The sequence below is a fragment of the Roseovarius pelagicus genome, assembly GCF_025639885.1.
Classification (GTDB): domain Bacteria; phylum Pseudomonadota; class Alphaproteobacteria; order Rhodobacterales; family Rhodobacteraceae; genus Roseovarius; species Roseovarius pelagicus.
On the sequence record NZ_CP106738.1, the window covers coordinates 2,167,417 to 2,192,739 of the forward strand.

Below are 25,323 nucleotides of genomic sequence, written 5' to 3' on the forward strand. Positions count from 1 at the left end.
GGCAGCGAATAAAGCGAAAATATAGGATTTTCGGCGGTTTTTCGTCCTTCAAAGGAACGCTGTTTCCTCAAATGACCGTAATTTCCGACTGTGAATGCGTTCCAGTGGCATTTTCGCCAGCGTTTCCATTGCACGAATTCCGATCATCAGGTGGCGGGCAACCTGCGCATTATAGAAATCAGACGCCATGCCGGGCAGCTTCAACTCGCCATGCAGAGGTTTGTCTGAGACGCACAAAAGCGTGCCATAGGGTACGCGAAAGCGAAACCCGTTGGCGGCGATTGTCGCACTTTCCATATCCAGCGCGATGGCCCGGCTCTGGCTGAGGCGCTGCACCGGGCCAGACTGGTCACGCAATTCCCAGTTGCGGTTATCAAGACTGGCAACAGTGCCGGTGCGCATGATCCGTTTCAGGTCATACCCGGTCAGCTGGGTTTCCTCGGCAACCGCTTCTTGGAGCGCGATCTGGATTTCGGCCAATGCGGGGATCGGCACCCATATGGGGACGTCGGCATCCAGTACGCCATCTTCGCGCAGATAAGCATGCGCCAGAACGAAATCCCCCAAGCTCTGGGAATTGCGCAGACCAGCGCAGTGACCGACCATGATCCAGGCATGTGGACGCAGCACCGCGATGTGATCTGTCGCGGTCTTGGCGTTGGACGGGCCGATGCCGATATTGACCAGCGTGATGCCCGTGCCGCCCGGTCGCTTGAGGTGATAGGCTGGCATCTGCGGCAGTTTCAGTGGCACCTCCAGCGGCGCCTCTGGATCGGTGATCTCTACATTGTCGGTACTGACAAAGCTGGTGTAGCCGCTATCGGGATCAGCGAGTGCGCGGCGGGCGTAGGCTTCGAACTCGGACACGTAGAACTGATAGTTGGTGAACAGGACGTGGTTCTGGAAATGCGCCGGTTCGGTCGCTGTGTAATGCGCCAGCCGAGCCAGCGAATAGTCGACGCGTTGCGCGGTGAAGGGCGCCAGTGGCTCGGTCCCGTCAGGGGCGGCGCGCGCGGTCCCGTTCACGATATCGTCGTTGGTGGTACTGAGGTCGGGAACGTCAAAAACATCGCGCAGGGTGAACCGCGCCGCGCCTGCATGCGGGACAGTCAATTCGGAATCCTGCGCCACGGCAAAATGCACCGGTATCGGCGTATCTGACACACCGATGCTGATCGGCACATTGTGGTTTTCCATCAGCAGTTCGATTTGCTGGGTCAGGTAACTGCGGAACAGGTCGGGCCGGGTGATTGTGGTGGCATGTGTCCCCGGTGCCGATACGTGGCCAAAGCTAAGCCGGCTGTCCACCTTGGCGAACGAGGACGTGGTGATCCGGATCTCTGGATAATAGGCGCGAATACGGCGCGACGGCACCGGTCCTGTCATTGCCGCATCAAAGGATTGGCACAGGAATCGCACCGCCATGTCGTAAAGCGTGCAGAGGTGATCAACCGCCGCGTGCGCGTCCGTGAATTGCGCCGGGGGCGGCGCGTCGGGAATGTCGATGGTCCTGTCCGCCTGCTGCATAGTGGCCTGCCTCGCTTGTTGGCGGGCACGTTGACACGCGGCGGCGCGGGGATCAAGCTGTGCAGGAGCGGGATGGGGATAGATCAGGCCATGGATTACGAGACCATCAGCGCCGAAGCGTTCGGCGCGTCACTCACCGGGATCGGTCTGAATATTCTGGTGCGGGATGTGCGACGGCAGGTGCATTTTTTAACCGAGGTTTTCGGTGTCGAAGCGCATCAGATCACCGATGATTTCGCGATCATCCGCTATCATGGCAGCGTCATGCAGGTACATAGTGATGGGACCTATCATTCAAATCCGCTGCCCAGCCTCATCCCCGAGGCAGGCGCGCGCGGTGGCGGCGCCGAATTCCGTTTCTACCACACCCATCCAGACGCGGCACAGGCCCGCGCAGAGGCGATTGGCGCGCATGTTCTACAGCCCGCTAAAGACAAACCGCACGGCCTGCGAGAAGCCTATATCCTGTGTGAAAACGGCTATGCGTGGGTGGCATCGCTTCCGTTATGAGGCCAGAGTCCTCTGGCACTGAGATGGGACGCTTGCCAATAGAGCGGGGCGCGCGCATATCTGGGGCATGACCCGAACACTGCTTTCTTTTGGCCACGGCTACTGTGCCCGCGCCCTGACACGTCTGCTATCACCCGACGACTGGAAGGTGATCGGCACCACTCGCCGCGAGGACAAGACCGCACAGACGACGGTCGGTAGCGCCGAGATCGTGAGCTTTCCCGGCACGGACCTCGGTCCGGTGCTGGCGCAGGCCACACATCTGCTGATTTCGGCGGGGCCTGATGCGGACGGCGATCCGATGCTGAATGCACTGAGTCATCACATCACACGCCTTGCACCACATCTGGAATGGGTTGGCTACCTGTCGACAACCGGCGTTTACGGCGATCACGCAGGCGGCTGGGTGGATGAGACAACACCGCTGACCCCCAGCACCCGTCGCGGCCAGATGCGTGTCGACGCCGAAGCCGCGTGGCGGGCGATCCCTGATCTGCCGTTGCACATTTTTCGTCTTGCAGGAATTTACGGGCCGGGCCGCGGTCCTTTTGCCAAGGTTCGCGCAGGCACGGCGCGACGGATTGTCAAGCCGGGGCAAGTGTTCAGCCGTATTCATGTCGAAGATATCGCGCAGGTGTTGCTGGCCTCGATCCGCGCGCCGAGACCGGGTGCTGTCTATAACGTCTGCGACGACGACCCCGCGCCGCCCGAAGACGTGATCGGCTATGCCGCCGAGTTACTGCACTTGCCGGTCCCGCCTGCAACGCAGTTTGACGATGCAGACATGACACCTATGGCACGCAGCTTCTATGCCGAGTCGAAACGCGTGCGCAACGATCTGATCAAGCAGGAGTTGGGCATCACGCTGCACTACCCCAACTATCGGGACGGGCTGCTGGCGTTGCTTCAGGCCGACAACTGACGTCACCTAATAGTGGGCGAATGAGGGTCAAAAGTTCTGCCGCCTGATCATCATAAGTTGCCACGTGTACCGGCGCAGTCGGTCCTATCCCGCGATCCATCTGAGCGGCAATTTGCGCGCGCAGCGGCGCAGGGCCCGCGCCAATCGGGATCAGGTCAGCGGCCACGACGCCCGAATGTTCGACCGTGCCGCCGCTGTCGGTCTGGATCACGCGAATGCCGCGCGCCAGCGCCTCGCGAATTGCCAGACCAAAGGTTTCCTTCCATTGCGACGGAAACAGTAGAACGTCGATTTGGGCATAGAAGGTATCCATCTCAGCTTGCGAAAACCTTGGGTGTATCTGCCATTCACCGGGCAGTCCGGTCAGATCAATCCCTGTCCACCATCCGCCATCCAATGCGCCGTCGACCAGATGCATGGTGAAATCGTCGCGCTCCAACCCGGCAAAGGCGGCGTGGATATCTGGCCAACCTTTGATTTGTGCGGGGCCGCCAAGATAACCAAAGGCCAGCCGCGCGTCTGTCGCCCGGCGCGCTGTTTGCGCAACAAAGTACGTGGAATCTGGCAGGCACACGCCATTTCGCCAGACAGTGCCGCGTCCGGGTGCCAGACCGGATGCCTCGCACAAGTCACGGGCAAATTGACTTGGATAGGTCACGATGTCCGCCAGCGCCGCTTGCCGCTTGAGATAGGTATCGCGTGTACGCGCGGCGCTGAAATCCTCGACACAGCCACGACAGCGTGACAGGCACACAGGTGCCTGCCCGCAATATCGCTGATCGGGGGTGATCATAAATTGACGCTCGCATAGCCACCAGAAATCATGCACGCTGAGCACCACAGGCAGACCGCGCGCCTTGGCGACCTCGATCACACCGGCACCGACGTCCTGCACGCAATGCACATGCACCAGATCAGGCACGAGCCTGTCAATCAACCCGCCGATACTCTCTGCCAGATCAGCATTGTTATAGCGTGCGGCATAACTGCGCCCCTCGGGGACATTGACGAGGTAGGACGTCAGGCCATTCACTTCGGATTTGATCACGGCATAGGGGGCCAGCTCTGCCCGGCTGATCAACGAGATCGCCGTGATCAGGCACCCCTTGCGGCGCAGAGCATGGGCCACTTCTTCGGCGACGATGGTCGCACCGCCATAGGCGTTTGGCGCGAAAAACACGTTAACGATCAGAATATGTGGCCCGCTCATGCCAGCACCCAATCCATGAGGTCAGGGTCAACGATATGCGGGGCCGCCTGTGCCGACCAATGCTGTTCCAGATTACGACGGGCCCGGAGGCCCATCGCACGCGCCGCGCCCGGATCACGCGCCAGAGTGTTCAACGAACCGCCCCAGTCGCGCGATGACCGGGCAACAAAACCCGTCTGATCGTGACGCACCACCTGTGGCAAATCCCCGACCGCGCTGCATATGGCAGGTGTGCCGACGGCAGCGGCATCTATGGCGCGCACCGCGCTCTTGCAGCGATTGAACGGATCGCCCACCAGCGGCATCACCACGCAATCGGCCTGCGCCAACGTCCGCAAATACGTGTCATAGTCTGTAAAGCTGTGCCATTCAGTCTGGCGCGCGATGGCGGTTGGCAGATGCCGTCGCTCAAAATGACCCAGCATCATCAACCGCCGGTTTCCGTCAGCAGCCAGAAATGCGGTCAGTTCCGCCTCGATTATCTTAAAATCGGCTTCGTGACCTTGTGATCCGCTGGCAAAAGCAACCCGAAACGCCGCCTCATTGTCGGTGCTGGCCTGCATCGCCTGCTGGCCCGCCCGCAGCGTGGCCTGATCAGCAAAGTTGCGCCGCACGAACACCGGGCGCGACGTATAAAGGCGCGCATGATCTGCCAGCCCCGGCGTCGAGACTGACACCGCATCACAACCATTCATCGTTTCCAGATAGCGCGGCGCCTCTGCCGCGAAATGCGCCTGCAAGCCCGGTTCCAGAACTGTCATATTCGCGTAAGTTTCGTAGGCGGAAATCGAGAACAGCGGATCGTCAATATCATAGAGGATCGGCAGACGAAGACGACGCGCCTCGTACAGCAGCATCGGCACATCGCCGCAACCGGATAGTCGATAACACATCAAATGCGTCGCATCCTGCAAGATCTGTACTGCGCGGGGGACATCCTGATGGTGGGCGTAGCGTAGCTCGACATCGCGCAGCCGCCAGAACTCTTCCAGCTGCTCGACCCGGTATTTACGGCATTGCGGCAGATTCAGATCCCCGATCAACGCGATACTGCGGCGCCGGGTGACGTATGCCGGGGCAGCAATCACATGAAACGCATCCGAGCGCGCCAGACTGCGCCAAATACCGCTGAGATAGTGATCCCCGCCCATATTCGGCGTGCGGGGTACGTCGCTGGGCGCTACGCCCCTGCGCCGGGACATCACATAGGTGCACGCACGCGTTAATGCCGTGCGCACCCCGTCACGGCGGACAACCCATAGGAATTGCCGGACGAGCGATGGGCGTAGGTATCTTATCACCGGGGCTTCCCCTCGTTGCAGTGTGACCGCCTCATCTATTGCGCAAGATAATTAAGTGAGAGTTTACGAGTTCTCTTTACCAAGGGCGGGCAAGAGATTTTGGGCAACCATGGCTGGGACATGAACGGTATAGGCGCAACTGATCCGGTTCGTATTCTGATGGGTGTCCACAACGGTGCGCCCTACCTGCCCGCACAACTAAGGAGCATCGCCGCCCAGAACGGTGTGACTTGGACCCTCACCTGTAATGACGACGCATCAAGCGATGAAAGCCGTTCTGTCATCACCCGGTTTGGTCAAAGCCATCCCGGCCGCGTCATATTGAAATCAGGTCAGAGGCGCGGGTTCTCTCACAATTATTTGAAGTTGATAGCTGGGCTGCCTGAGTGCCCCGGTCTGGTGGCGCTCGCCGATCAGGATGATGTGTGGTGTGCGAACAAACTGCGCCGTGCGGCAATCTGGCTGGCCCGTGTGCCAGCGGAACAGCCGGTGCTTTACTGCGCGCGGCGCTGGATTTGGGATGGCGCGAACGAGGTGCGGTTCGGACCAGACAACCGCGTAAAAGCACCATCTTTCCGAAATGCGCTGGTCGAAAACATCGCACCGGGAAACACCATCGTCCTTAACGCCGCAGCGGCGGCTCTGGCGCGTACTGCAGCGCGGTTGACCGGGCCGGTATTTGCACATGACTGGTGGCTCTACCTTCTGATATCCGGGGCGGGGGGGCGAATTCTAACTGATCCGTCACGCGTATTGTTCTACCGACAACATCGAACCAACGCGATTGGCGCCGGCACAGGCATACGCGGGCTGGTCGCGCGCAAGCATGCCGTCCTGCGCGGGGTATTTCGTGCGCGGATCGCTGGCAACATTGCCGCTATGCAAGACTGCGCCGCGTTTCTTACGCCAGAAAACTACGCAACCCTTGATCGTTTCACCAATGCCCGCAAGAAACCGTTTCCAGCGCGCATCTGGGCGCTGGGACAGGTTGCGCCCTACCGTCAATCGGTGTCCGGCTCGATGGGATTTTGGGGGGCAGCCGCGCTTGGAAAAACCTGATCCTGTTCCGAATATTCTGCTTTTTGGTGGCGATGGAGCGCGTACCGGCGTGCCCCGCCATCTTGAACAGCTGAGCGAGACACTCGTCGGTTCTGCGGCGCTTACCATCGTCAGCGACCGCAATCGCGGCGGCTATGACCGCATCATCGAGGCCGGTACACATCACATCGAGATCGACGGAATGCGCAGCTGTCTGCGCCCCGGAACGATGTGGCGCGGATGGCGCGGCGCATTGCGTGTTGCGCGCAGCCAGAACTGGGACGTGATCTGGCTGCATGCGCGATTACCTGCGTTGATGTTGCGGATGGCGTTGGCGCTGCGGCTGTTGCGCCCTTCGCCGCAGACCCGCATCGCAATGACCTATCACGGCATCCCGTTCGATCCGGGCCACCGTCGGCTCGCAGCAGTCGTTTCCCGGTGGCTGGAGCGGTTCCTGTTGGCGCACTGCCCGCCTATGCATCTGGTGTTTGTGTCCTCGGACATGGCGATCCGGCTGCGCAACGTGGTCGGCGAAACCCGGATGATGCGGCACATCACCCACGTTCTTCCCAACAGTTCCAACTTGGGAAAGCTGCCCTTGCCGCGACACGGCCGCAACCAGCGACAATTGGTGATCACCGGGCGCGCAGGGTATCAAAAAAACTATCCACTGGCGGTGCGTCTGATGGATCATATGCCACCTGAATACAGCCTGACATTGTGCGGGTCGGGCACTGATGATCCAACGTTCCAAGCCCGGATATTGCGGCAAGTGCGGCCAGAAACCCGCGCACGTGTCCATTTTACCGGTTCATTGGCCGATGTGCGCCCGATACTGGCCGAGGCGGACGGGTATTTGCTGACCTCGCGCTACGAGGGGATGCCGATCGGCACGATTGAGGCTTTTGAATGCGGATTGCCGATCATCCTTGGCCCGATCGAGGCCGCACCCGAAATCATCGCGACACACCCAATGGCAATGTGTCTTCCGTTGCGCGATCTGCCGCGGGACGCCGTTCGTATTACCCAACTGATCGAAAGCTATGTCAGTACCCGCAGCGATAGTGCCGCAAGAATCCGCGCAGCGTGGCGGCGCAGCTATCCTTATGATATCTGGCAATTTCGCGCCCGCAGGCTGGTGTCCGAGGTGCTGGGCAGTTTTCGGACCGACGCAGAACGGCAAAAACCTGCACCCTAGATCACCGATGCTGCCAGGTTCAGCTGCGAACCGCCCAAATTACGCTCGTGTAGGGCCAATGCCTCTTCCAGATCGTCAAAGACGCGCAAAACACCGTTTTCCAACACGGCACCCATGTCGCAGATGCGCCGAATCATCGGTAACGAGTGGGATACCACCACCGCGCCCGCATGTTCGCGCCGTGCATCGAACAGGGCGATGCTTTTGCGCCGAAATGCGCCGTCACCCACCGACGTAACCTCGTCTACGAGATAGGTGTCGAACGGGATGCCCATCGACACACCGAATGACAGCCGCGCCTTCATCCCTGCCGAGTAGGATCGCAGTGGCATATGAAAATGCGGGCCAAGCTGCGCGAAATCGTGAACGAAATCCAAGAGCGCAGAAGTATCCACCCCGTAGATACGCGCCACGAACCGCGTGTTCTGCGCGCCTGTTAGATCGGGATGGAACGATCCGGCAAAGCCGACAGGGTAGGAAATGCGCCCGTTCGTGACCACCCGCCCGCGTGACGGCCTGATTGTACCGGCAATAATGTCGAGCAGCGTGCTCTTGCCCGCGCCATTCCGACCCAGCAAGGCAACGCTTCGCCCGGCAGGGAAAACCGCGGTGGCATTTCGGATTACTACCTTGCGCGCGCCGCGCAACGGGAAATCCTTGCTTATGTTTTCCAGCCGGATCATTTTCCGTCGCCTTAGCGCCGGTCGCGCAGGCTGTAGGTGATCAGCACTGCAACACACCACAGAAAAAACGCGAACAAGAGCGCAATCAGCAACAGTTTCAGCCGCTCAGGGTATTCTGCGGCCTCTGCCAGTGTCGGCTCGATATGGGCGGCCAGATAGCGGCTTTGTTTCTGCGCCTCGGCTTGCGCAGCGTCATAATTGGCGAGTGCGGCAGTATAGGCGGTTTCGGCGAACTCACGGTCAACGATCAGACCTTCGTATTCGCCCACAAGATCGGCGAACGCCTCTGTCGCGGCATTCCCCTGGCCCAAGCCCAGCTTTTGCCGTTCGGCGGCAATCCGGTCCTCAATCACCGCCACGCGCCGGGTCGCCTGGACCACACGCGGGTCATTGGCGCGTGTCGAATCTCGCAGGAGGTCCAGCTCGATCAGTGCCTCTGCCAGCTGTCGCTGTAGCGTGGTGACAAGCCCCATGCGCCCCGCAGTGTCCATTGTCGGGTCGACCATCTGGTTGCGGTTCCGGTACGCGGTGAGCGCCTTGCGCGCCTCCTTGAGCCGCACGACCGCGGCATCCAGTTCATCACGCGCGTACTTGATCGCATCCTCACGAGCGACGATCGACAGGTCATTGATCATCGCACTGCACGCAGCAAAGAGTGCCGCCGCGATGCGCTGAGCATCTTGCGGATCAAAGGCCAGAATACGCAGATCAATCATGCCGCTGCCACTGTCATATTCGATACGCACCATGCGTTCCCAATGGGCCTGAAGATCCTCAATCGTCCCCGCAGGATCGACGGTAAAGATGGGGTCACGCCAACGATCCGTGTCACCCCAGACGGCGCGCAGATCCACGCGCTGCTCCATCAGGCGCACGAGTTTCTGACTGGTAAGGTAGGCATAGAGGATATCGGTATCGGACGAGGATGAGCCGGATAGTTCCGTGACGCCACCTAGCAACTCGATCGCCGATCCGCTTTCCTCAGTGCGTACCGAAAACCCCAGATGCGATGCGTATTGATCCGCGACGCGGGTATAGAGGAACCAGCCCACCGTGTAGGCGGGCATTGCCACCAGCAGGAAAAAACTGAAGATCGCAAACCGGTGTCGCAGCCTTAACCGACTGTGTGTGACGGGTGGCGGCAGTGCCGTTGCGCCCTGTCGGTCGATCGCTCGGGTGATGGACATTCGTGCCTGCTTTCTTCTCAGCGTTCTGCCTGGCCCCGGTCCTCATGTGCAGACGGGGTACCGTCCGGTTTATTCGCTTTTGCTAAAAGATTTCTTAAACCCCGCCCGTTACCCTTGATGTGTAATATTAGGGGACGGGCATGGCCGGTTCGAATGTGATGAAATCGGGCGGCGCTACGCAGGCGGCTCGCGCCATTGCGGCGCTGATCCTGCGTGAGATGTCGACCACATATGGCCGCTCTCCGGGGGGATACCTCTGGGCGATCATCGAACCTGCGGCTGGTGTTGCCCTGCTGACGGCGGTGTTTTCCATTGGCTTTCGCGCCCCCCCACTGGGAACAAGTTTTCCGTTGTTCTATGCGGCGGGGGTGCTGCCCTTTTTGATGTTCAACGATCTCTCCGGAAAACTGGGCCAGACAATCCAGTTTTCGCGCGCATTGCTGAAATACCCACGCGTGACCTTTCTTGATGCAATCATCGCGCGGCTGATCCTGAATGGCTTTGCTCAGTTGATGGTAAACGCCATAGTGCTGAGCTTTATCCTCTGGGGCCTAGGCGCGCGTGCCAGCATCGACGCGCAGAGTATTGCAATGGCCTATCTGCTCGTGATCTGTCTGGCGACAGGGATTGGAACGCTGAATGCGTTCCTGACGCTGGCCTATCCGTTATGGGCCACGATCTGGGCAATTGTTACCCGGCCGCTGTTCATCATTTCATGCGTGTTCTTTGTATTTGAATCGGTTCCGGCACCCTATGGCGATCTTTTGTGGTTCAACCCGCTGGTGCATATCGTCGGCATGATGCGCGAGGGGTTCTATCCGTTTTATCATGCCAGCTATGTTTCGGCGCTTTATGTGATGGGGCTATCGGCAGTGACATTCATTACCGGCCTCTTTCTGCTGTGGCGGCATCACCGGGATATTCTGCTAAAGTAGATTGGTGTGTCAGCCCCAGCTGGACGGGATTGCAAAACCTTCCTCACGCACCTCATTGGTGATGCGGGCAATATCGCGGGCAAAGAGGTTACCAAAAAACTCCGGCATCTGGCGGCGCGCTGATTCAGTAAAACGCCGCGCCAACAAAGCATCGGGATAGGTCTGGGCATCGACGCCTAGAAACCCCTCGATCCTAGCGAGCATCGCGCGCTGATCAGCATGAATATCCTCGTAAAAGACCGCGTGCCAGTTGGCGTCATCCAGACCACCACGCAGCGCGCGCAAGGTACGGCCATATTCAGCGTTGTCCCAGATAAAGGGTTTGCGCACAAAGGCATCAAAATCGGCAGGTCCCCAGCAGTCCAACAGATGCATCTGGTCAGTTACCTGTAGGTGGAACTTGGTATGACTCCACAATCGTTTCAGTGGATCGCGCATGGTGTAGAGAACGCGCAGCCGGTTGCACGATGCCTGAATCCGCGGCCAGATCTCTGCCGGGACATGCGCCGTCAGGTTGGAGAAGTCACAGGCATAACGATGATGCGAGCGCAGCTGAAACAGGTTCCGATACCAATGATCGTCTACCGGACCGTTCAGATAGGCACTGACCCAATGCAGGTTCTGGCGGATACGGTCGATATTAGCCGTGGCCGGATCAAAGCGCAGCAGGTAGCGTTCACGCACATTCTCAAGCCGGCGGCGTTCGTTTAGCTGGGTTTTGTCCACGTAGCGATGATAGAAATAATGCACTTCTTTCTCGGGGCAGAAATGCAACTGCGGATGTCGGTCCAGCATCGCATATAGCCATGTTGTGCCAGCCTTCATCGCGCCTATACCGAGGAATAGATCACCGAATATCCTAGGATCTGCCACGCGCCATACCTCCGATGTGTCATACCACCGAGACCTAAGGGAATTTCGTTAACCAAAGATGTGCCACGCCCGGACAGGCACACTCAGAACGCAAAATCGTTCCCATCCAGATCGTCGACCGACACGCCTGCCAGCGTGATCCATCCGCCGCCGGTATCAATCACCGCGTCATTGCCGTTCTGGCTTAGATGGTTTGACAGCAGGTCATTCAGGTCGGTGATCGCAGAGATCGCAGACAGATCCAGACGTTCAAAGTCGTTGAGCGCCTCGAAGTCATCGATACGGTCGGTGCCGTGACCGTCGGTAAAAACAAAGGTGTCGGCGTTGAAGTCCCCCGCCATCCGGTCATTACCGCTGCCGCCTGTGATCGTATCGAACCCGGCACCGCCATAGATCGAATCCGCACCCGAGCCTCCTGACAGAACGTCATCGCCGGTGCCGCCAAAAAACCTGTCATTACCCGCCCCACCCGACATGGTATCATTGCCCTGCTCTCCGAACAGACCATCGTTGCCAGCGCCGCCATCGCCGACATCATTGCCCGCCCCGCCAAAGAGCCGATCCAGACCATCACCGCCCAACAACGTATCATCGCCGCTGCGTCCATAGAGGTTATCAGCCTGCCTGCCGCCATCCAGATAGTCATTTCCGTCACCGCCATCGAGAAAATCGAAGCCGCCGTCGCCCATCAGGCGATCATCGCCATCCTCACCGAACAGGCCATCGACCGTGAGTCCGACATTGACCCCGCCACTCAGGCTGTCATTACCGCTGCCGCCATAGAGCCGGTCGGCGGTATCCCCCCCAAGGAGTGTATCCGACCCTGCGCCGCCATAGAGAACGTCAAACCCGGCCTCACCCAGAATACGGTCATTGCCGTCGTCGCCATAAATTAAGTCCGCCTGACCGCCACCGTTGAGGAAATCACCGCCATCGCCACCATAAATGCTGTCAAAACCCGCATCACCGGTAATCGTATCCTGCCCCGCGCCACCATAGAGCATATCCTCGCCGAACCCGCCTGAAATACGGTCATTGCCGCCATTGCCCATCAACGTGTCATTGCCGCCCTCCCCGCGCATGTCGTCGTGCCCTGCCTGCCCGTCAAAGGAGTCGGCTGTGTCGGCGCCGTGAAACGTATCGTTCGACAGGGTACCGGTGATTTGGCCGGACGCCTTGGACAGTGGCACGCGGTCGATCACGGTCAGGCCGCCATCAATTAAATCTGCCTTGTCCAGCCGACTGCCATCGGCAGTGTGCACCAGTGTCACCTCGCCGCGATAGCGGACCTCGGCACCCCAGCTTTGCGGCAATACTTGTAGGTCCTGCACATCCCAGATGCCGGGCAGGCCGGTAAAATCGAGCCTGTCCTCGCCCAACTGGAAATCGGTGACAGTGTCTTCCTGCGCGTCGACGGTGAAAACAAACGTATCTGCACCCGCTCCACCGGTCAGGATATCCGCGCCCGCGCCATCGACCAGAACATCATCGCCAGCGCCGCCACTGATCTGGTCCGAACCAGCCGCACCGACCAACACATCGTCTGCATTGCTACCATTCAGGGTACTGCCTGTGTCGTCCGCCTGAAGGGTTTGCCCAATGTCCAAACCCGACGTGGTGAACTGCACCAGATAGGGCGCCGCCTGCGTAGATGCCCAGATATGCAGCTCGCCCCCAGCCGACGCGACCGCAATATCAGTGATCCCTCGCAGGGGAGTGTCCAGTGTCGCAGCCATGGTGTCGACGTGGTGCAGCCGTCCGCCGGGCAGCAGTGTGAAAAGGCTGATGCCACTGTCGGACCCTGCCACCGCGACAAAGACGCGGTCCTCCACGGTCAACACCTCCAGATGCGATGCATCGGCAAAACGCGTGTCACGGTTGTCGAGCACCTGATCGGACAGGCTGAGGCTGCCATCCGTCTCGGCCTGAAAAACAGATAATGACCCGGTGTCCGACGCGGCGGCGAGCACATATCCCTTGCCGTCAACCTCCAGCGCGCGGATTGTCTGTGGTCCGGCCAGCGCGCCACCGACAGTGTCGGTGGTCAGCGTGTCCAACGGCGTCGCACGACCACCATCAAGCCGAAAGGACGACAGCGCATCCTCGCGCCCGAAAACAGCAAAGCCATAGCTGATACCGTCCAGTTCCAGTGTCGCAACTCCGCTGGCTTCCGCGCCGTTCACGGCGTCACCGCCAACGACCCCCCGCGCCTGCGGGGCCGGGGCGGCAAAGTCGATCACGCTCAGCCCGCCGCCACGCAACGCAGCAAAACCCACATCGCCAGACACAGAAAGCGCGCGCAGACTGCCCATGTCGAAGCCGGAAATCTGATGGCTGGTAACGCCGCCAAAGCCGTTACCGCCAAGCGACAAACCGGTAAGCGTACCGCCCGCCAGACCAACCAGTAGCAATTGATCCATCCCACCAGTGGTCATCATGGCCAGATCGGTGGATTCCAGTTGCAGCCGCGCTTCGTCGATCCGCCATCTGTCCGTTTCCGACACGTCACCCGCGCCGATGGCAAACGCAGTAACCCAGCCATCGCCACGCGTTGTGGTGATCAGCATTGGACCGTTTGCGCCCGTCACCACAGCGACGTCGGTGACGCCAATCAAAGCCTCAGCTACTGCCGTCTGGACAGAACCGGCAGCGTTCAGGCGCAGCTCGGGCATATGTTTTCCCCTCTCACGCCCACCCGCCGAGGAATATGTCCCAAGTCCGTTAACGGTAACCTTTGTAAATGCGGCGTAAATACGGAGATTAAGGAGAATTTAGCAGATTGCGGTCTGACACATCAGCCTGTGATCGGCGCCGTGTTCCTCCTCGCTTTCACACATTCCCGTTCATATCTTCGCGCAGAACAGTGTCGCCGCCGCCAATCGCCTCTCGGGCGTATTTATGCCCGGCATAGACCGCCGCCGCGATCAGGCCCGGCGCGTAACAGTCACCAATCCGTGTGACCCGTTCCAGCCCGGCATCCTGCCAATCGGTCCGGCGCGCGTTGAGGTCGGTCCATAGCCGATCATTGGGCAAGCGCGAGGTTACGGGTATGAACGTGCCGCAGTCGATCTGCCGCGTCTTGCCGGAATAGGCACATGCAAGGGACAGTTGGGTGCCATCCATGTCTGCAAGCAGAGTGTTCGGCACAATTTCAACGTCGAGAGCGATAAGCCGATTCTGGATGCGATGCTGTTCCAGCGTGAAGGTCGACCACGGCGCGACGATGGGTGACGGTGTTACGAAAACCACCGCACGCCCGGTCGTCGCCGCCATTTCGGCCAAAACGCTGCCAAGGTAGAACCGATCATCGTCAAAGATCACGATTGGCCCGGTTCCGCTGTCTTGTTTCAGCCCGCCGTGCATGGCATCATCCGGGGACATCACCAGATCCGATTGCAAAAAAGGCAGCGGTCTGCGATGCGCACGCCCCGCTCCGTCATTGCGCCAATGCGAACCGGTCGCTATCGCCACGTTGGCAATGCCGTATTCCAGAATGTCATCAGCGCTGAGCGAGCTGTCGAGGTACATTTCTGCATTCTGCACCTGTTGTAGCTGCCACATGCGCCAGTCGCGCACGCGCGCCCATTCCGCCAGACCCGGCAGCTGGCTTTCGACGGTCACCCGCCCGCCCCACTGGCTGCTGGCCTCGGCGATGATGACATCATTGCCTGCCTTGACCAAGGTGCGCGCCGCCTCCAGCCCGGCAGGTCCGCCACCGATGATCAGATACGGCTTGGTCTTTTTCGGCGCTGTTATGATTTCGGGATGCCAGTCACGCCGCCATTCTTCGCCTGCGGTCGGATTCTGGGTACACCGGAACGGCACGCTGGTATTGTCCCCCGACACGCAGATATTGCAACCGATGCATTCGCGGATCTCCTCCAGCCTGCCCTCGCTGATTTTCTTGGGCAGGTATGGATCCGCAATCGATGGGCGCGCTGCACCGATCATGTCCAGCTTGCCCTGCTTGATCAGCCGAACCATCGTGTCGGGCGATGTGTAGCGACCGACACCAACCACCGGTTTAGTAGTGACGGATTTGACGAATTCGGTATAGGGCTCCTGATACCCTTCCTTGGCAAAGCGCGAGGTCTGACTGTCGTTCGACCAGTTCGACATGTTGACATCCCACAGGTCAGGCTCTTCTGCGAGGGCCTCTATCACTTCGCGCGCCTCGACGTCGTGACGGATGCCCTCGGCGCCCAGCAATTCCTCAACAGCAAAGCGCACAGCGATGGCGCATGTATCGCCGACAGCGTCACGAGTGTCCGCGATCACTTCTCGAAAGAGCCGCAGGCGGTTCTGCATCGACCCGCCGTATTCATCCGTACGGTGATTATGCCGCTGCAACAGAAAATGTTGCAGGAGGGTCATGTCATGGCCCGCATAGACATAGATGATATCGAATCCCGCCGCCTTGCCCCGACGGGCAGCGTCAACATGCCAGCGACGGAACGAGGCAATGTCAGATTTGTCCATCGCACGCGCGTTAACGGGGTCGTCGCTGTCCACCACCACCGCTGACGGTGCGAGCGGAATGCGCCGCGAATACCGGTTAGCCGAGTGCAATCCGTTATGGGCCAACTGTATCGCGGCCAAGCTACCGTATTCATGCACCGCGTCGGTCATCAGACGCAACGCAGGAATATCACGATCATCCCACAGCCGGGCCTCGTTCGACGGGGTCAGGTCAGAAGTTTCGTGTATTTCGGTCTCTTGGGTCGATACCACGCCCCAACCACCCGCCGCCTTGACCCCACGGTGCGCCGCCTCGCTCTGGGGATAGCGGTAGCCCATGCCGGTACAATGGGGCACCTGATAGAAACGGTTCGGCGCGGTAACTGGGCCGATCTGTACCGGCTCGAACAGGACATCGTAGATTGGGTTGCGCATGGGGCGGCCTTTGACTGCTATTGGTGCGGCCACTCTGGCACGCCCCGCGTCGAGTTCCCAGTACCCTGCGCCTCTTGCCACCACTGCGCCCCCCTGCTTTAACCGACCGGTATTTTACCGGAGGCCGCAGCATGGTCGATATCGCCACTCGTGTTCACAATCACAAATGGAAGATCGACCCGATTGTTCGATCTCTGATCGATACCGATTTCTATAAGCTATTGATGTGCCAGTCGATCTTTCGAAATCGACCGGACACGCAGGTGACCTTTAGCCTGATCAACCGATCCACGCATGTCCCGCTGGCCGATCTGGTAGACGAGGGTGAATTACGCGAACAGCTGGATCATATCCGCTCGCTCAGCCTCAGCCGGGGCGAAAGCACATGGCTGCGCGGGAATACCTTCTACGGCAAGCGGCAGATGTTCACATCCGAGTTCATGGAATGGTTCGAGGCCCTGCGCCTGCCGCCCTATCATCTGGAACGTGTGGGTGATCAGTACGAGCTGACTTTTGAAGGTTCATGGCCTGAGGTCATGCTCTGGGAAATTCCCGCGCTTGCCGTATTGATGGAACTGCGCAGCCGCGCCGTGCTGAACAAAATGCGCAAATTCGAGCTACAAGTTCTCTATGCCCGCGCGATGACGAAGCTGTGGGAAAAGGTCGAACGCCTGCGTGATGTGCCCGGGCTGCGCGTGGCGGATTTCGGCACGCGACGGCGGCATTCGTTCCTGTGGCAGGACTGGTGCGTGCAGGCGATGACCGAAGGGCTGGGGCAGAAATTCGTCGGCACGTCAAACTGTCTGATCGCCAAGAACCGCGATGTGGCCGCCATCGGCACCAACGCGCACGAGTTGCCAATGGTCTATGCCGCGCTGGCCGACAGTGATGCGGAGTTGGCCCGCGCGCCCTATGATGTGCTGAGCGATTGGCACGAGGAACACGACGGTAACCTGCGCATCATCCTGCCCGACACCTACGGCACCGAAGGGTTCCTGAAAAACGCGCCCGACTGGCTGGCTGGCTGGACGGGCATGCGCATCGATTCCGGTGATCCCGCGACAGGGGCGGAACGCGCAATCAACTGGTGGAAGTCGCGCGGCGAGGACCCGACCGAGAAACTGATCATCTTTTCCGACGGGCTGGACGTGGACAAGATCGCGTCATTGCAGGCGCAGTTTTCAGGCCGCGCGCGGGTGTCGTTCGGTTGGGGGACATTGCTGACCAACGATTTTCGCGGGCTGACCCCGGATGATGCTTTGGCGCCCTTCTCACTGGTGTGCAAAGCCGTGTCCGCCAACGGGCGACCCACGGTGAAGCTGTCGGACAATCCGCGCAAGGCGATGGGGCCGGAGGCAGAAATTGCGCGCTACAAGCGGGTGTTTGGGGTGGGGAAGCAGGAAGCGCTGGAGGTGGTGGTTTGAGGCAGTGCCGGGCTGAAGCCCGGCCTACGGCCAGCACAGTGCCAAGAACTGTCCGCCGCGCGTCTTGCGCCAGCCCGCATACTCTGCGTCACTGAGGCGGCACGGACAAGAGATCGGAGGGAATGGGGAAAAGCAGACCAGAGAGGGTCGGAGAGATACTCGGGTACGCTCTCGTGATCCCGACCCTGATCGCCAAGTTTGCGATTGTTGGCGCAATCTTTCCCGGCTCTCAAATCTGGTTCATGCTCTTTTCGCGATGGATGGAATGGTGGCCCGAGCCCGGCATCATATGGTTCGACTGGATCATCGCACTGATACTACCGGGATACGCGATCTGGCAAACGCTGTTCGGCTGACCGTCCCTCCGCTGGAAAGGGTTGCGGCTTGCCCTGATATGAAAGTAGGCCGGGCTTCAGCCCGGCACCCTCTAGAACGCCTGCGACGTGTAATCCACCTCATCCGGGTAAAGCGTGTCCTCAATGCTGGTGGTATGCACGCGCACCAGTTTGCCGCCTTCGACCTTTGAGATGTACTGATGCCCAAACACTTGGTGCGTCTTGCCGTTGAACCGCTTTGCTCCCTGCGGATGCGCCTGGCTTTCGGGCATGTCGCCCATCGCCTCGACCGCCTCGATCAGTGCGGCGCGATCATCCGGCCCGGCATAGCCAGACGCCTCCATCCCCGCCTTGATGATGTGCATCGTTTCCCAACAGCCGAACATGTGGGCGTAGGTCGACACGTCCGACGCATCGCTGACCGACGCGCCATTGGCATCGACGCCCACGGCGGCACGGTAGAACGCCTCGTGCTCGGTCTGGTCCTCTTGGGCGTAACGCGGCATGCCTTCCCAGAAATAGGTGCCTTCGAGGAATTCCAGACCGGGGCTGGATATATCGACCGCTTCGAGCGAATCGATAAACCCGAACAGCGCCGGACCGCTGGGGCCAAAGAATTCGCCCAGTTCTTTCACAAACGTCAGCACGGCGGGACCGACCATGACGTGATAGAGCACCTCGGTCTCGCGCGGGATCTTGGGGAAATACTTGGTAAACGACGTTTCAGAAGGTGGGATCGCGATATGTTCCAGCACCTCACCGCCCTGCGCCTCGATCGCGGCGGTAAAGAAATCGCGGTGATCATGGCCGAACGCGAAATCAGGAAACACCATCGTGACCTTTTTCCCAAGGTTCTCGGCCACATAAGGGGCCATCGCCTGCACCTGTGATTTCACATCGGTAATACCGGGCTGCAATGTGTAGCGGTTCAGCATGCCGCTGGCCACGTGATGCCCCTCGGAGACCACGAAATAGGGCAGCTTCAATTCGCCCGCACGCGGGGCCGACCCGATCACAACGTGGCTGAACAGCGTGCCGAACCCGACGTCGCAATTATGCTGAGTCGCGAATTTCTCGACCACTTCAGCGCCGCGCTTGGGGTCGGTGCCGTCATCCTCTGCCACGATCTCGACCATGCGGCCATTGATGCCGCCGCCATCGTTGATCACCTTGACTGCCGCCTCGGTGGTGCGTCCGTACCAGCGCCCATAGGCCGCGCCGATGCCGGTGCGGTGGACCTGAAACCCGATTTTGATCGGCTCGGCCGTCTGCGCATGGGTGTAGCGCGCCCATAGTGGCAGGCTTGCGGCACCCGCACCGGCAGCGAGCGTGGTCATCGCGGCCCGGCGCGTCAGGCTCTTGGGGGTCTTGGTCATGGCAAATTCTCCTTTGCTGGGGCGAAGTGGCCCGCCCGTTGCCTGCAATCCTGCGAAGCAAATGATCACTTGTCCAGCAATTTGCGCGTCACATCCCGCGCGGGCTGGCCAACAACCAGAGACCAAAGAGCGTGTAACCGACCATGAAAAGCGCAAGAGGAAGCTGGCTCAGCAGGGCCTGCTTGCGTTGCTGGAACAACCGTATCGCCAGCGCATGAGCCAGCAAGATCGCTATCACATGGCCGATCACCACCGCACCTGCCTGACTGAGCCAGATCACCTTGACCGTGGCGGTCGTATTCAGGAATCCGGTGCTGACACTGTGTGCGCCCAGCCCCAGAATATCCCAGCCACGCCCCAGCGGATCACTGAGGAACGCCAGCACATATTGACCATCCACCAAGAACGATACGAGGTAATGCGCGATATGATAGCCCAGCGCGATTGGCAGAATGGCCGGGCCAAAGGCGCGAAATGCCATACGCATATAAACCTCACCGCCCGCCAGCCGCAGCCCGGCCCACGTACACAAGCCAAAGATCACGATCAGCACCAGATTCGCGCCCAGCAGTCCCGCCAACGTTGGCGAAATCACCGCCGAGCGACCTGGGAATTCCAGCGGGTTGACCCCAAGCTGACCCAACCACCAGAATGTCTCGTTCAGACCATCAAAACTGCCCCCACCCAGCGCCAGCAAAGCCAATAGTCCAGCCCCGAGCGGCAGATGCGGCCCTCGGGCGATCTGCCAGCCGGGCAGGCCAAACGCCAGCCGTCCCCGGCGGCGGCCCAGCATCGCCATCCGACCATATAGCCGCATCAGCATGGTCGCGGCCTCTGCCCTCAACAGCCAGCGCGGACCAAAGAGCGCAAGCCCCGCCAACATGATCAGCCAGTAACCACCCACAATCCCGGCCAGCCGCGCCGGATCAGATGGTGCCGGATCGGCGAGCAGAAATCCGCAAAACGCGATGAATCCGATAATGCCCGGCGCATGGCCCAGTGCTGACGGATAGCGCAGCGGCGCGCGCTCGCCCACGGCCCGCGCCATCAATGCAGCCGGGCCGGTCCAGGGGTTGGTCCAGCGCCAGTGGTTCCAGATCAACCCCTGCACGCTGACCATCGCGATCCACCATACTGTCCAGACTGTCAGCGGTAGCGGATTGCCCAACGGATCGCGAGAGCCATAAAGCCCAGCCAGAACCAGCCAAACCAAAACCACCGCCGACAAGCAACTGGTTACATGCGTCAATGAACTTTTACGCACCCGCCACAAAACCACAGGGCGAAAAACCCCGTGCGTCATCCGGTCCGGCACCAGCGCAAGCACCAGAACCGTCAGTGCCACCACCGCCACCCCCGCTGTGATATACACATCGGTGGGCAGCAACAGGATAAATCCTTGCTCCGCCGCATGGCCCAGCGCCACCGACGCGCTCGACCCCCAAACCAACCACGCTATGAGCACTGCTCTTCTCATGGTCCCATGATGACCGGCCCTGTAGGACAAGAAAAGCGAAACCAACCCCGTCCATCGTTTTAAGAATACTCTGGCGGTTCGGGGGGCAATGCTCCCATCACACCGATCACTCTACGCGCCGCGCGTTGACTTTCGCCGTCCGCTCGCCAACTCTCTGATCAGCAGACCCAAGGGGGGCGAAAAGTGACGGAAAACGCGCGGCTTGTGGCCGGGATCGACGTGGGCGGGACGTTCACGGATCTGGTGCAGCTTGATCAGACCAGCGGTGCCGTTCGGCTGGCAAAGGTCCCCAGCACGCCGGAAAATCAGGCCTTTGGCGTACTAGATTCCCTGCGCAGTGCGGGCAGTGATCTGACCGCGCTTGATCTGATCGTGCATGGGACCACCACCACGACCAACGCGGTGCTGGAACGCAAGCTGAGCCGTACCGGGCTGATCACGACCTCGGGGTTCCGCGACGTGCTGGAGCTGGGCCGCCGAACACGTCCGCAGGCCTATGGCATGACCGGTCAGTTCACACCGATCATCCCCCGCGATCTGCGTATAGAGGTCGCCGAGCGTATGGATGCCGCTGGCGAGGTGGTCACGCCGCTTGATGAGGATGCGGTGCTGGCGGCGGGTCACGCCCTGCTGGCGGCGGGATGCGAGGCGCTTGTCGTGCATTTTCTGCACGCCTACGCCAACCCCGTACACGAGCTGCGGGCGGCGGCGCTGTTACGCGATATCTGGCCGAACACCCATATCACCATGGGCCACGCTATCCTGTCTGAGTCGCGCGAATACGAACGCGGCGTTACAGCGGCAGTCAATGCCAGCGTACAGCCGATTCTGGCCCGTTATTTGGATCGGCTCACCGCAGACCTGGTCGAAGGCGGCTATCGCGGTGACGTTCTGGTGATGAATGGCAATGGCGGAATGGTGTCGGCCCGTCTGGTGGCGCAGGAGGCAGCCAAAACCGTGATGTCCGGTCCTGCCTCTGGTGTGATGGCGGCGGCCTATACAGGCCGCGCAGCAGGTTTGACGAACCTCATTACCTACGACATGGGCGGCACCTCGACCGATGTGGCGCTGATCCGCGATGCGGAACCTGCGGTGTCGAACGAGATTGAAATCGAATATGCGATGCCGATCCATGTTCCGATGGTCGATGTGCGCACCGTGGGCGCTGGGGGCGGATCAATCGCCCGTGTAACCGAAGCGGGCCTGTTGCAGGTCGGCCCGCATAGCGCCGGGTCCGATCCCGGCCCGATCTGCTACGGGCGCGGCGGGACGGACCCGACAATCTCGGACGCCAACCTGCTATTGGGGCGGCTCGACCCAGCCAAGCTGGCGGTCACGGGTGGCGTTGCGCTGGCCGATATCGAGGCGGCCTTCGAGACATCGCTCGCCCGTCCGCTCGGCTTGTCAGTATCCGAAGCCGCAGAGGCGGTCATTCGGGTCGCGAACACGCGCATGGCGGGGGCGATCCGCATGGTGTCGATCTCGCTCGGGGCGGACCCGCGCGATTTCGCGCTTTTCGCCTTTGGCGGGGCCGGGCCATTACATGCCGCCGCATTAGCCCGCGAACTGGGTATACCTCGGGTGCTGGTGCCCTGCCGACCCGGGATCACCAATGCGCTGGGATGCGTTGTGGCAGATCTGCGGCACGATTTCGTAACTACGGTAAACCGTCCACTGGACACGCTTGATCCGGGGATGCTGGACGACGTCTTCGATGCGCAGATCGACCGGGGTGAACGGATGATCGCCAAGGAGCGCATCGACCTGACCGGCCTGCGTCATCTCTATAGCGTCGATATGCAGTTCGTCGGTCAGACCCATCTGCTGCGCGTTCCACTGGAACAACCGAACGTGGACCTCGACACGTTGCAGGCGCTTTTTGAGGAGGCATATTTTGCCCGCTTTCGGGTCAAGCTGGACCGTATCCGCGCCAATCTGGTGAACGTGAACACATCCGTGATCGGCATGCGCGCGCCGCTCGACCTTAGCACGTTGATTGATCCCGCAGGGCGCAAGGATACGGCCGAGGCAGCACGGACCGGTACCCGCGCGGTGCATTTTGGCGGTACTGTCCACGATACGCCTATCTTCTGGCGCGACCACCTGCCGCTGGACGTGACCATCGAGGGCCCCGCGATCATCGAACAGATGGATACAACCATTCTGATCGAACCCGGGGATCTGGCGCGCGGGGATGCCAGCGGCAATATCCTGATCGGCATTGGAGGTGCTGCATGACCCTCGATCCCATCACGCTGTCAGTCATTCAGGCCGGGCTGCAGCAAGTCTGTGACGAAATGGATCTGAGTTTCTCTCGCGCTGCGTTTTCGCCGGTGATCGCGGAGGCGAATGATCGCTCCGACGGTATCTATGACGCGCGCGACGGGTCCCTGATCGCGCAGGGTGTCGGTGGTTTGCCGGTGTTCGTGGGCACGATGCAGTATTCCACCCGCACGCTGATCGAAATGATTGCAGAGGGACGCGTCGCTGCTCCGCAACCGGGTGACATCTATATCGTCAATGATCCCTATCTGGGCGGCACACATCTGATGGATGTGCGGTTCGCCCTGCCATTTTATCGCAATGGCGAGATTTTCTGCTGGCTCAGCAACACGGGCCACTGGCCCGACACCGGGGGTGCGGTGCCCGGTGGATTTTCCGCCTCCGCCACCGCAGCCGAGCAGGAAGGGCTGCGCCTGCCGCCTGTGCGTCTGTTCAAACAGGGCGTGCTGGATTCCGAAATTTACAGCATCATCTGCTCTAACATCCGTGTCGCGGACCAGCGTATCGGCGATGTGCGCGCACAAGCTGCCGCGCTGGAGCTTGGTGCCGAACGGCTGGGCCTCTTGATGGATCGATACGGCGACGACACTGTGACCGAGGCCATCGCAGAACTGCGCCGTCGCGCCGCAGAGCAAATGCGCGTTTTCATCAGCCAGATACCCGAAGGATCGCATCAGAGTGTTGCGTGGATCGACAGCGATGGTGTGGTGAATGAACCGCTGGAAATTCGGCTCTGTATAACCCGAAACGACGACAATCTGACCTTTGATTTCTCTGGCAGCGCCCCGCCCTGCATGGGGCCGATGAATTCGGTTCGCGCCACGACGCTCAGCTCTGTCTATCTGGCGATGCGGCATATTTTCCCCGAGGTGCCGATCAGCGCCGGCGCATTCGAACCGCTGCATGTGACCGGGATCGCGGGCTCGTTCCTAGATGCGCAGTATCCGCGCCCGGTATCGGGCTGTGCCGCAGAGGTAAGCCAGCGCATTGCAGAGGCGGTTTTTGCTGCGTTAGTGTCTGTTTTACCGGATCGAGTGACCGCCGCACCGGCCGGAACCAGCGGTAACTTTGCGTTAGGTGGGCACGATCCGCAACGCGGACGCGATTTCGTGATGTATCAGCTGTCGGGTGGGGGCTATGGTGGCTATGCGGATGGTGACGGCCTGACGAACGGTTGTTCGACCATCGGCATCTCCAAGGCCCCGCCGGTGGAAATCATGGAGCAAGCTTTCCCGGTCCTCTACCGTCGCTATGCCCTGCGCGAAGGCTCGGGGGGGGCCGGCACACAACGCGGCGGTTTTGGCCTCGACTACGAGGTTGAACTGCGGCGTGGCAATGCAACAGCTAGCTTTGTCATGGACCATGGGCGGACCGGGCCGCTGGGCGCATTGGGTGGTGCCGATGGCGCTGTCAATGAGGTGACGGTCTGGCAGGACGGCACGCCGTACACGCCGCTGCACCTGTCCAAAGAACAGAACATTCCGCTGAGGCCCGGCGACCGTGTGCGTGTCAAGACACCGGGCGGTGGCGGCTATGGCGATCCGTTCAAACGCCGACCCGCTTTGGTCGCGGATGACGTACGGTTGGGTCGCTACACTGCTGATCAGGCGCGTGCGCTCTTTGGTGTTGTTCTGACCAAGTGCGGTACCGTTGATGACACCGCCACAGACGCAGCACGATCCTAACCGCCCCGCACCAGATCGTCCTCGTCGTCATAGGCAGACAGGCCCAGCGCCTCTAGCCCGTTTTCGAGATGGTCCGACAGGTGCGGCGAGCCGAGCAAATAGTCAGCCGTGGGCACTGTCGCCTCGTTACGCGCGGTCTCGATCGCCTCGGCCAAATCTTCGGCGTCAAAGCTTTCGCGGCCAATCCACATGACCGCCACGAGGCTGGCTTGTTCATCCTCGCTGAGCCGGTCAATGAATGCGCGCAATTCGCCTTCGGCCCGGTTCAGTTCACGGGACATCAGGACCACCTGCGCAATCTTGTATGTGCTGATTTCGAGCATCCCTGCCCCCTTTCGCGCCATCGATTCGCATCTATGATGTGCCAACGAGGTTAGGTCGTCTTTGATCCGACGCAAATAGGCAGGTGTGCCTCATTCCCGCGCTTTGGTGTGACGCCCGGTAACGCAGCGTTGCGGGGTGACAA

General features: G+C 60.4%; 20 protein-coding genes. 9 read left to right on the top strand and 11 right to left on the bottom strand.

Features of this window, described 5'->3' with window-relative positions; genetic code table 11:
- Positions 1 to 48 precede the first annotated feature (48 nt).
- Positions 49 to 1,527, bottom strand: coding sequence for an AMP nucleosidase (locus tag N7U68_RS11830; RefSeq protein ID WP_165195297.1), 1,479 nt, complete (start codon positions 1,525 to 1,527; stop codon positions 49 to 51).
- Positions 1,528 to 1,617: 90 nt separating this feature from the next.
- On the opposite strand from N7U68_RS11830, the gene N7U68_RS11835 reads away from it, so the two are divergent.
- Both N7U68_RS11835 and N7U68_RS11840 read left to right on the top strand, forming a co-directional pair.
- Positions 1,618 to 2,037, top strand: a complete 420-nt coding sequence (locus N7U68_RS11835; RefSeq protein WP_165195295.1) for a VOC family protein — start codon at positions 1,618 to 1,620, stop codon at positions 2,035 to 2,037.
- Between the two features lie 67 nt (positions 2,038 to 2,104).
- Positions 2,105 to 2,959 carry an SDR family oxidoreductase gene (locus tag N7U68_RS11840; protein ID WP_263046925.1) on the top strand — a complete coding sequence of 285 codons (855 nt, stop codon included), beginning with the start codon at positions 2,105 to 2,107 and terminating at the stop codon, positions 2,957 to 2,959.
- On the opposite strand, the gene N7U68_RS11845 is transcribed toward N7U68_RS11840, so the two are convergent.
- Positions 2,898 to 4,169, bottom strand: coding sequence for a glycosyltransferase (locus N7U68_RS11845; protein ID WP_263046926.1), 1,272 nt, complete (start codon positions 4,167 to 4,169; stop codon positions 2,898 to 2,900). The two genes, N7U68_RS11840 and N7U68_RS11845, sit on opposite strands and share 62 nt — an antisense overlap.
- On the bottom strand, positions 4,166 to 5,470 hold the full coding sequence (locus N7U68_RS11850) for a glycosyltransferase (RefSeq protein ID WP_263046927.1): 1,305 nt from the start codon (positions 5,468 to 5,470) through the stop codon (positions 4,166 to 4,168). The genes N7U68_RS11845 and N7U68_RS11850 overlap by 4 nt, the downstream gene beginning before the upstream one ends.
- A 120-nt stretch (positions 5,471 to 5,590) precedes the next feature.
- Between N7U68_RS11850 and N7U68_RS11855 the strand changes: the two genes are divergently transcribed.
- The gene (locus N7U68_RS11855) at positions 5,591 to 6,529 is read left to right on the top strand and encodes a glycosyltransferase (protein ID WP_263046928.1); all 939 of its coding nucleotides are present in this window, start codon (positions 5,591 to 5,593) and stop codon (positions 6,527 to 6,529) included.
- A gap of 49 nt (positions 6,530 to 6,578) precedes the next feature.
- Positions 6,579 to 7,706 (top strand): glycosyltransferase family 4 protein, encoded by a 1,128-nt coding sequence (locus tag N7U68_RS11860; RefSeq protein ID WP_263046929.1) that lies wholly within the window; start codon positions 6,579 to 6,581, stop codon positions 7,704 to 7,706.
- Here the strand turns inward: N7U68_RS11860 and N7U68_RS11865 are convergent.
- Both N7U68_RS11865 and N7U68_RS11870 read right to left on the bottom strand, forming a co-directional pair.
- Complete coding sequence (locus tag N7U68_RS11865; RefSeq protein ID WP_263046930.1) at positions 7,703 to 8,389, bottom strand: ABC transporter ATP-binding protein; 687 nt, start codon at positions 8,387 to 8,389, stop codon at positions 7,703 to 7,705. The genes N7U68_RS11860 and N7U68_RS11865 overlap by 4 nt on opposite strands.
- Positions 8,390 to 8,400: 11 nt before the next feature.
- Positions 8,401 to 9,576: a KpsE/RkpR family capsule polysaccharide export protein gene (locus tag N7U68_RS11870; protein ID WP_263046931.1), complete on the bottom strand. Its 1,176-nt coding sequence runs from the start codon at positions 9,574 to 9,576 to the stop codon at positions 8,401 to 8,403.
- Positions 9,577 to 9,716: 140 nt separating this feature from the next.
- Here N7U68_RS11870 and N7U68_RS11875 point away from each other — a divergent pair, with 140 nt between their 5' ends.
- The gene (locus N7U68_RS11875) at positions 9,717 to 10,511 is read left to right on the top strand and encodes an ABC transporter permease (protein WP_263046932.1); all 795 of its coding nucleotides are present in this window, start codon (positions 9,717 to 9,719) and stop codon (positions 10,509 to 10,511) included.
- A 9-nt stretch (positions 10,512 to 10,520) separates the two neighbouring features.
- Here the strand turns inward: N7U68_RS11875 and N7U68_RS11880 are convergent, their stop codons facing one another.
- The 3 genes from N7U68_RS11880 to N7U68_RS11890 all read right to left on the bottom strand — a co-directional run bounded on the left by N7U68_RS11880 (position 10,521) and on the right by N7U68_RS11890 (position 16,358).
- Positions 10,521 to 11,384, bottom strand: coding sequence for a sulfotransferase (locus N7U68_RS11880; protein WP_263046933.1), 864 nt, complete (start codon positions 11,382 to 11,384; stop codon positions 10,521 to 10,523).
- An 83-nt stretch (positions 11,385 to 11,467) separates the two neighbouring features.
- Positions 11,468 to 14,056, bottom strand: coding sequence for a calcium-binding protein (locus N7U68_RS11885; protein ID WP_263046934.1), 2,589 nt, complete (start codon positions 14,054 to 14,056; stop codon positions 11,468 to 11,470).
- A gap of 157 nt (positions 14,057 to 14,213) precedes the next feature.
- Complete coding sequence (locus tag N7U68_RS11890; RefSeq protein ID WP_263046935.1) at positions 14,214 to 16,358, bottom strand: oxidoreductase; 2,145 nt, start codon at positions 16,356 to 16,358, stop codon at positions 14,214 to 14,216.
- A gap of 50 nt (positions 16,359 to 16,408) precedes the next feature.
- On the opposite strand from N7U68_RS11890, the gene pncB reads away from it, so the two are divergent.
- Together pncB and N7U68_RS11900 are read left to right on the top strand one after the other, a co-directional pair.
- A complete protein-coding gene (pncB, locus tag N7U68_RS11895; protein ID WP_263046936.1) occupies positions 16,409 to 17,701 on the top strand; it encodes a nicotinate phosphoribosyltransferase in 1,293 nt (430 codons plus the stop codon).
- Between the two features lie 122 nt (positions 17,702 to 17,823).
- Positions 17,824 to 18,057 carry a hypothetical protein gene (locus N7U68_RS11900; protein ID WP_263046937.1) on the top strand — a complete coding sequence of 78 codons (234 nt, stop codon included), beginning with the start codon at positions 17,824 to 17,826 and terminating at the stop codon, positions 18,055 to 18,057.
- 71 nt (positions 18,058 to 18,128) lie between these two features.
- Here the strand turns inward: N7U68_RS11900 and N7U68_RS11905 are convergent, their stop codons facing one another.
- Positions 18,129 to 19,412 carry an ABC transporter substrate-binding protein gene (locus tag N7U68_RS11905; RefSeq protein WP_165195273.1) on the bottom strand — a complete coding sequence of 428 codons (1,284 nt, stop codon included), beginning with the start codon at positions 19,410 to 19,412 and terminating at the stop codon, positions 18,129 to 18,131.
- Positions 19,413 to 19,500: 88 nt separating this feature from the next.
- Positions 19,501 to 20,889, bottom strand: a complete 1,389-nt coding sequence (locus N7U68_RS11910; protein ID WP_263046938.1) for a hypothetical protein — start codon at positions 20,887 to 20,889, stop codon at positions 19,501 to 19,503.
- Between the two features lie 183 nt (positions 20,890 to 21,072).
- On the opposite strand from N7U68_RS11910, the gene N7U68_RS11915 reads away from it, so the two are divergent.
- Positions 21,073 to 23,127 (top strand): hydantoinase/oxoprolinase family protein, encoded by a 2,055-nt coding sequence (locus tag N7U68_RS11915; protein ID WP_263046939.1) that lies wholly within the window; start codon positions 21,073 to 21,075, stop codon positions 23,125 to 23,127.
- Positions 23,124 to 24,857 carry a hydantoinase B/oxoprolinase family protein gene (locus N7U68_RS11920; protein ID WP_263046940.1) on the top strand — a complete coding sequence of 578 codons (1,734 nt, stop codon included), beginning with the start codon at positions 23,124 to 23,126 and terminating at the stop codon, positions 24,855 to 24,857. The genes N7U68_RS11915 and N7U68_RS11920 overlap by 4 nt, the downstream gene beginning before the upstream one ends.
- On the opposite strand, the gene N7U68_RS11925 is transcribed toward N7U68_RS11920, so the two are convergent.
- A complete protein-coding gene (locus N7U68_RS11925; RefSeq protein ID WP_165195265.1) occupies positions 24,854 to 25,180 on the bottom strand; it encodes a DUF3775 domain-containing protein in 327 nt (108 codons plus the stop codon). The two genes, N7U68_RS11920 and N7U68_RS11925, sit on opposite strands and share 4 nt — an antisense overlap.
- Positions 25,181 to 25,323: the final 143 nt, after the last annotated feature.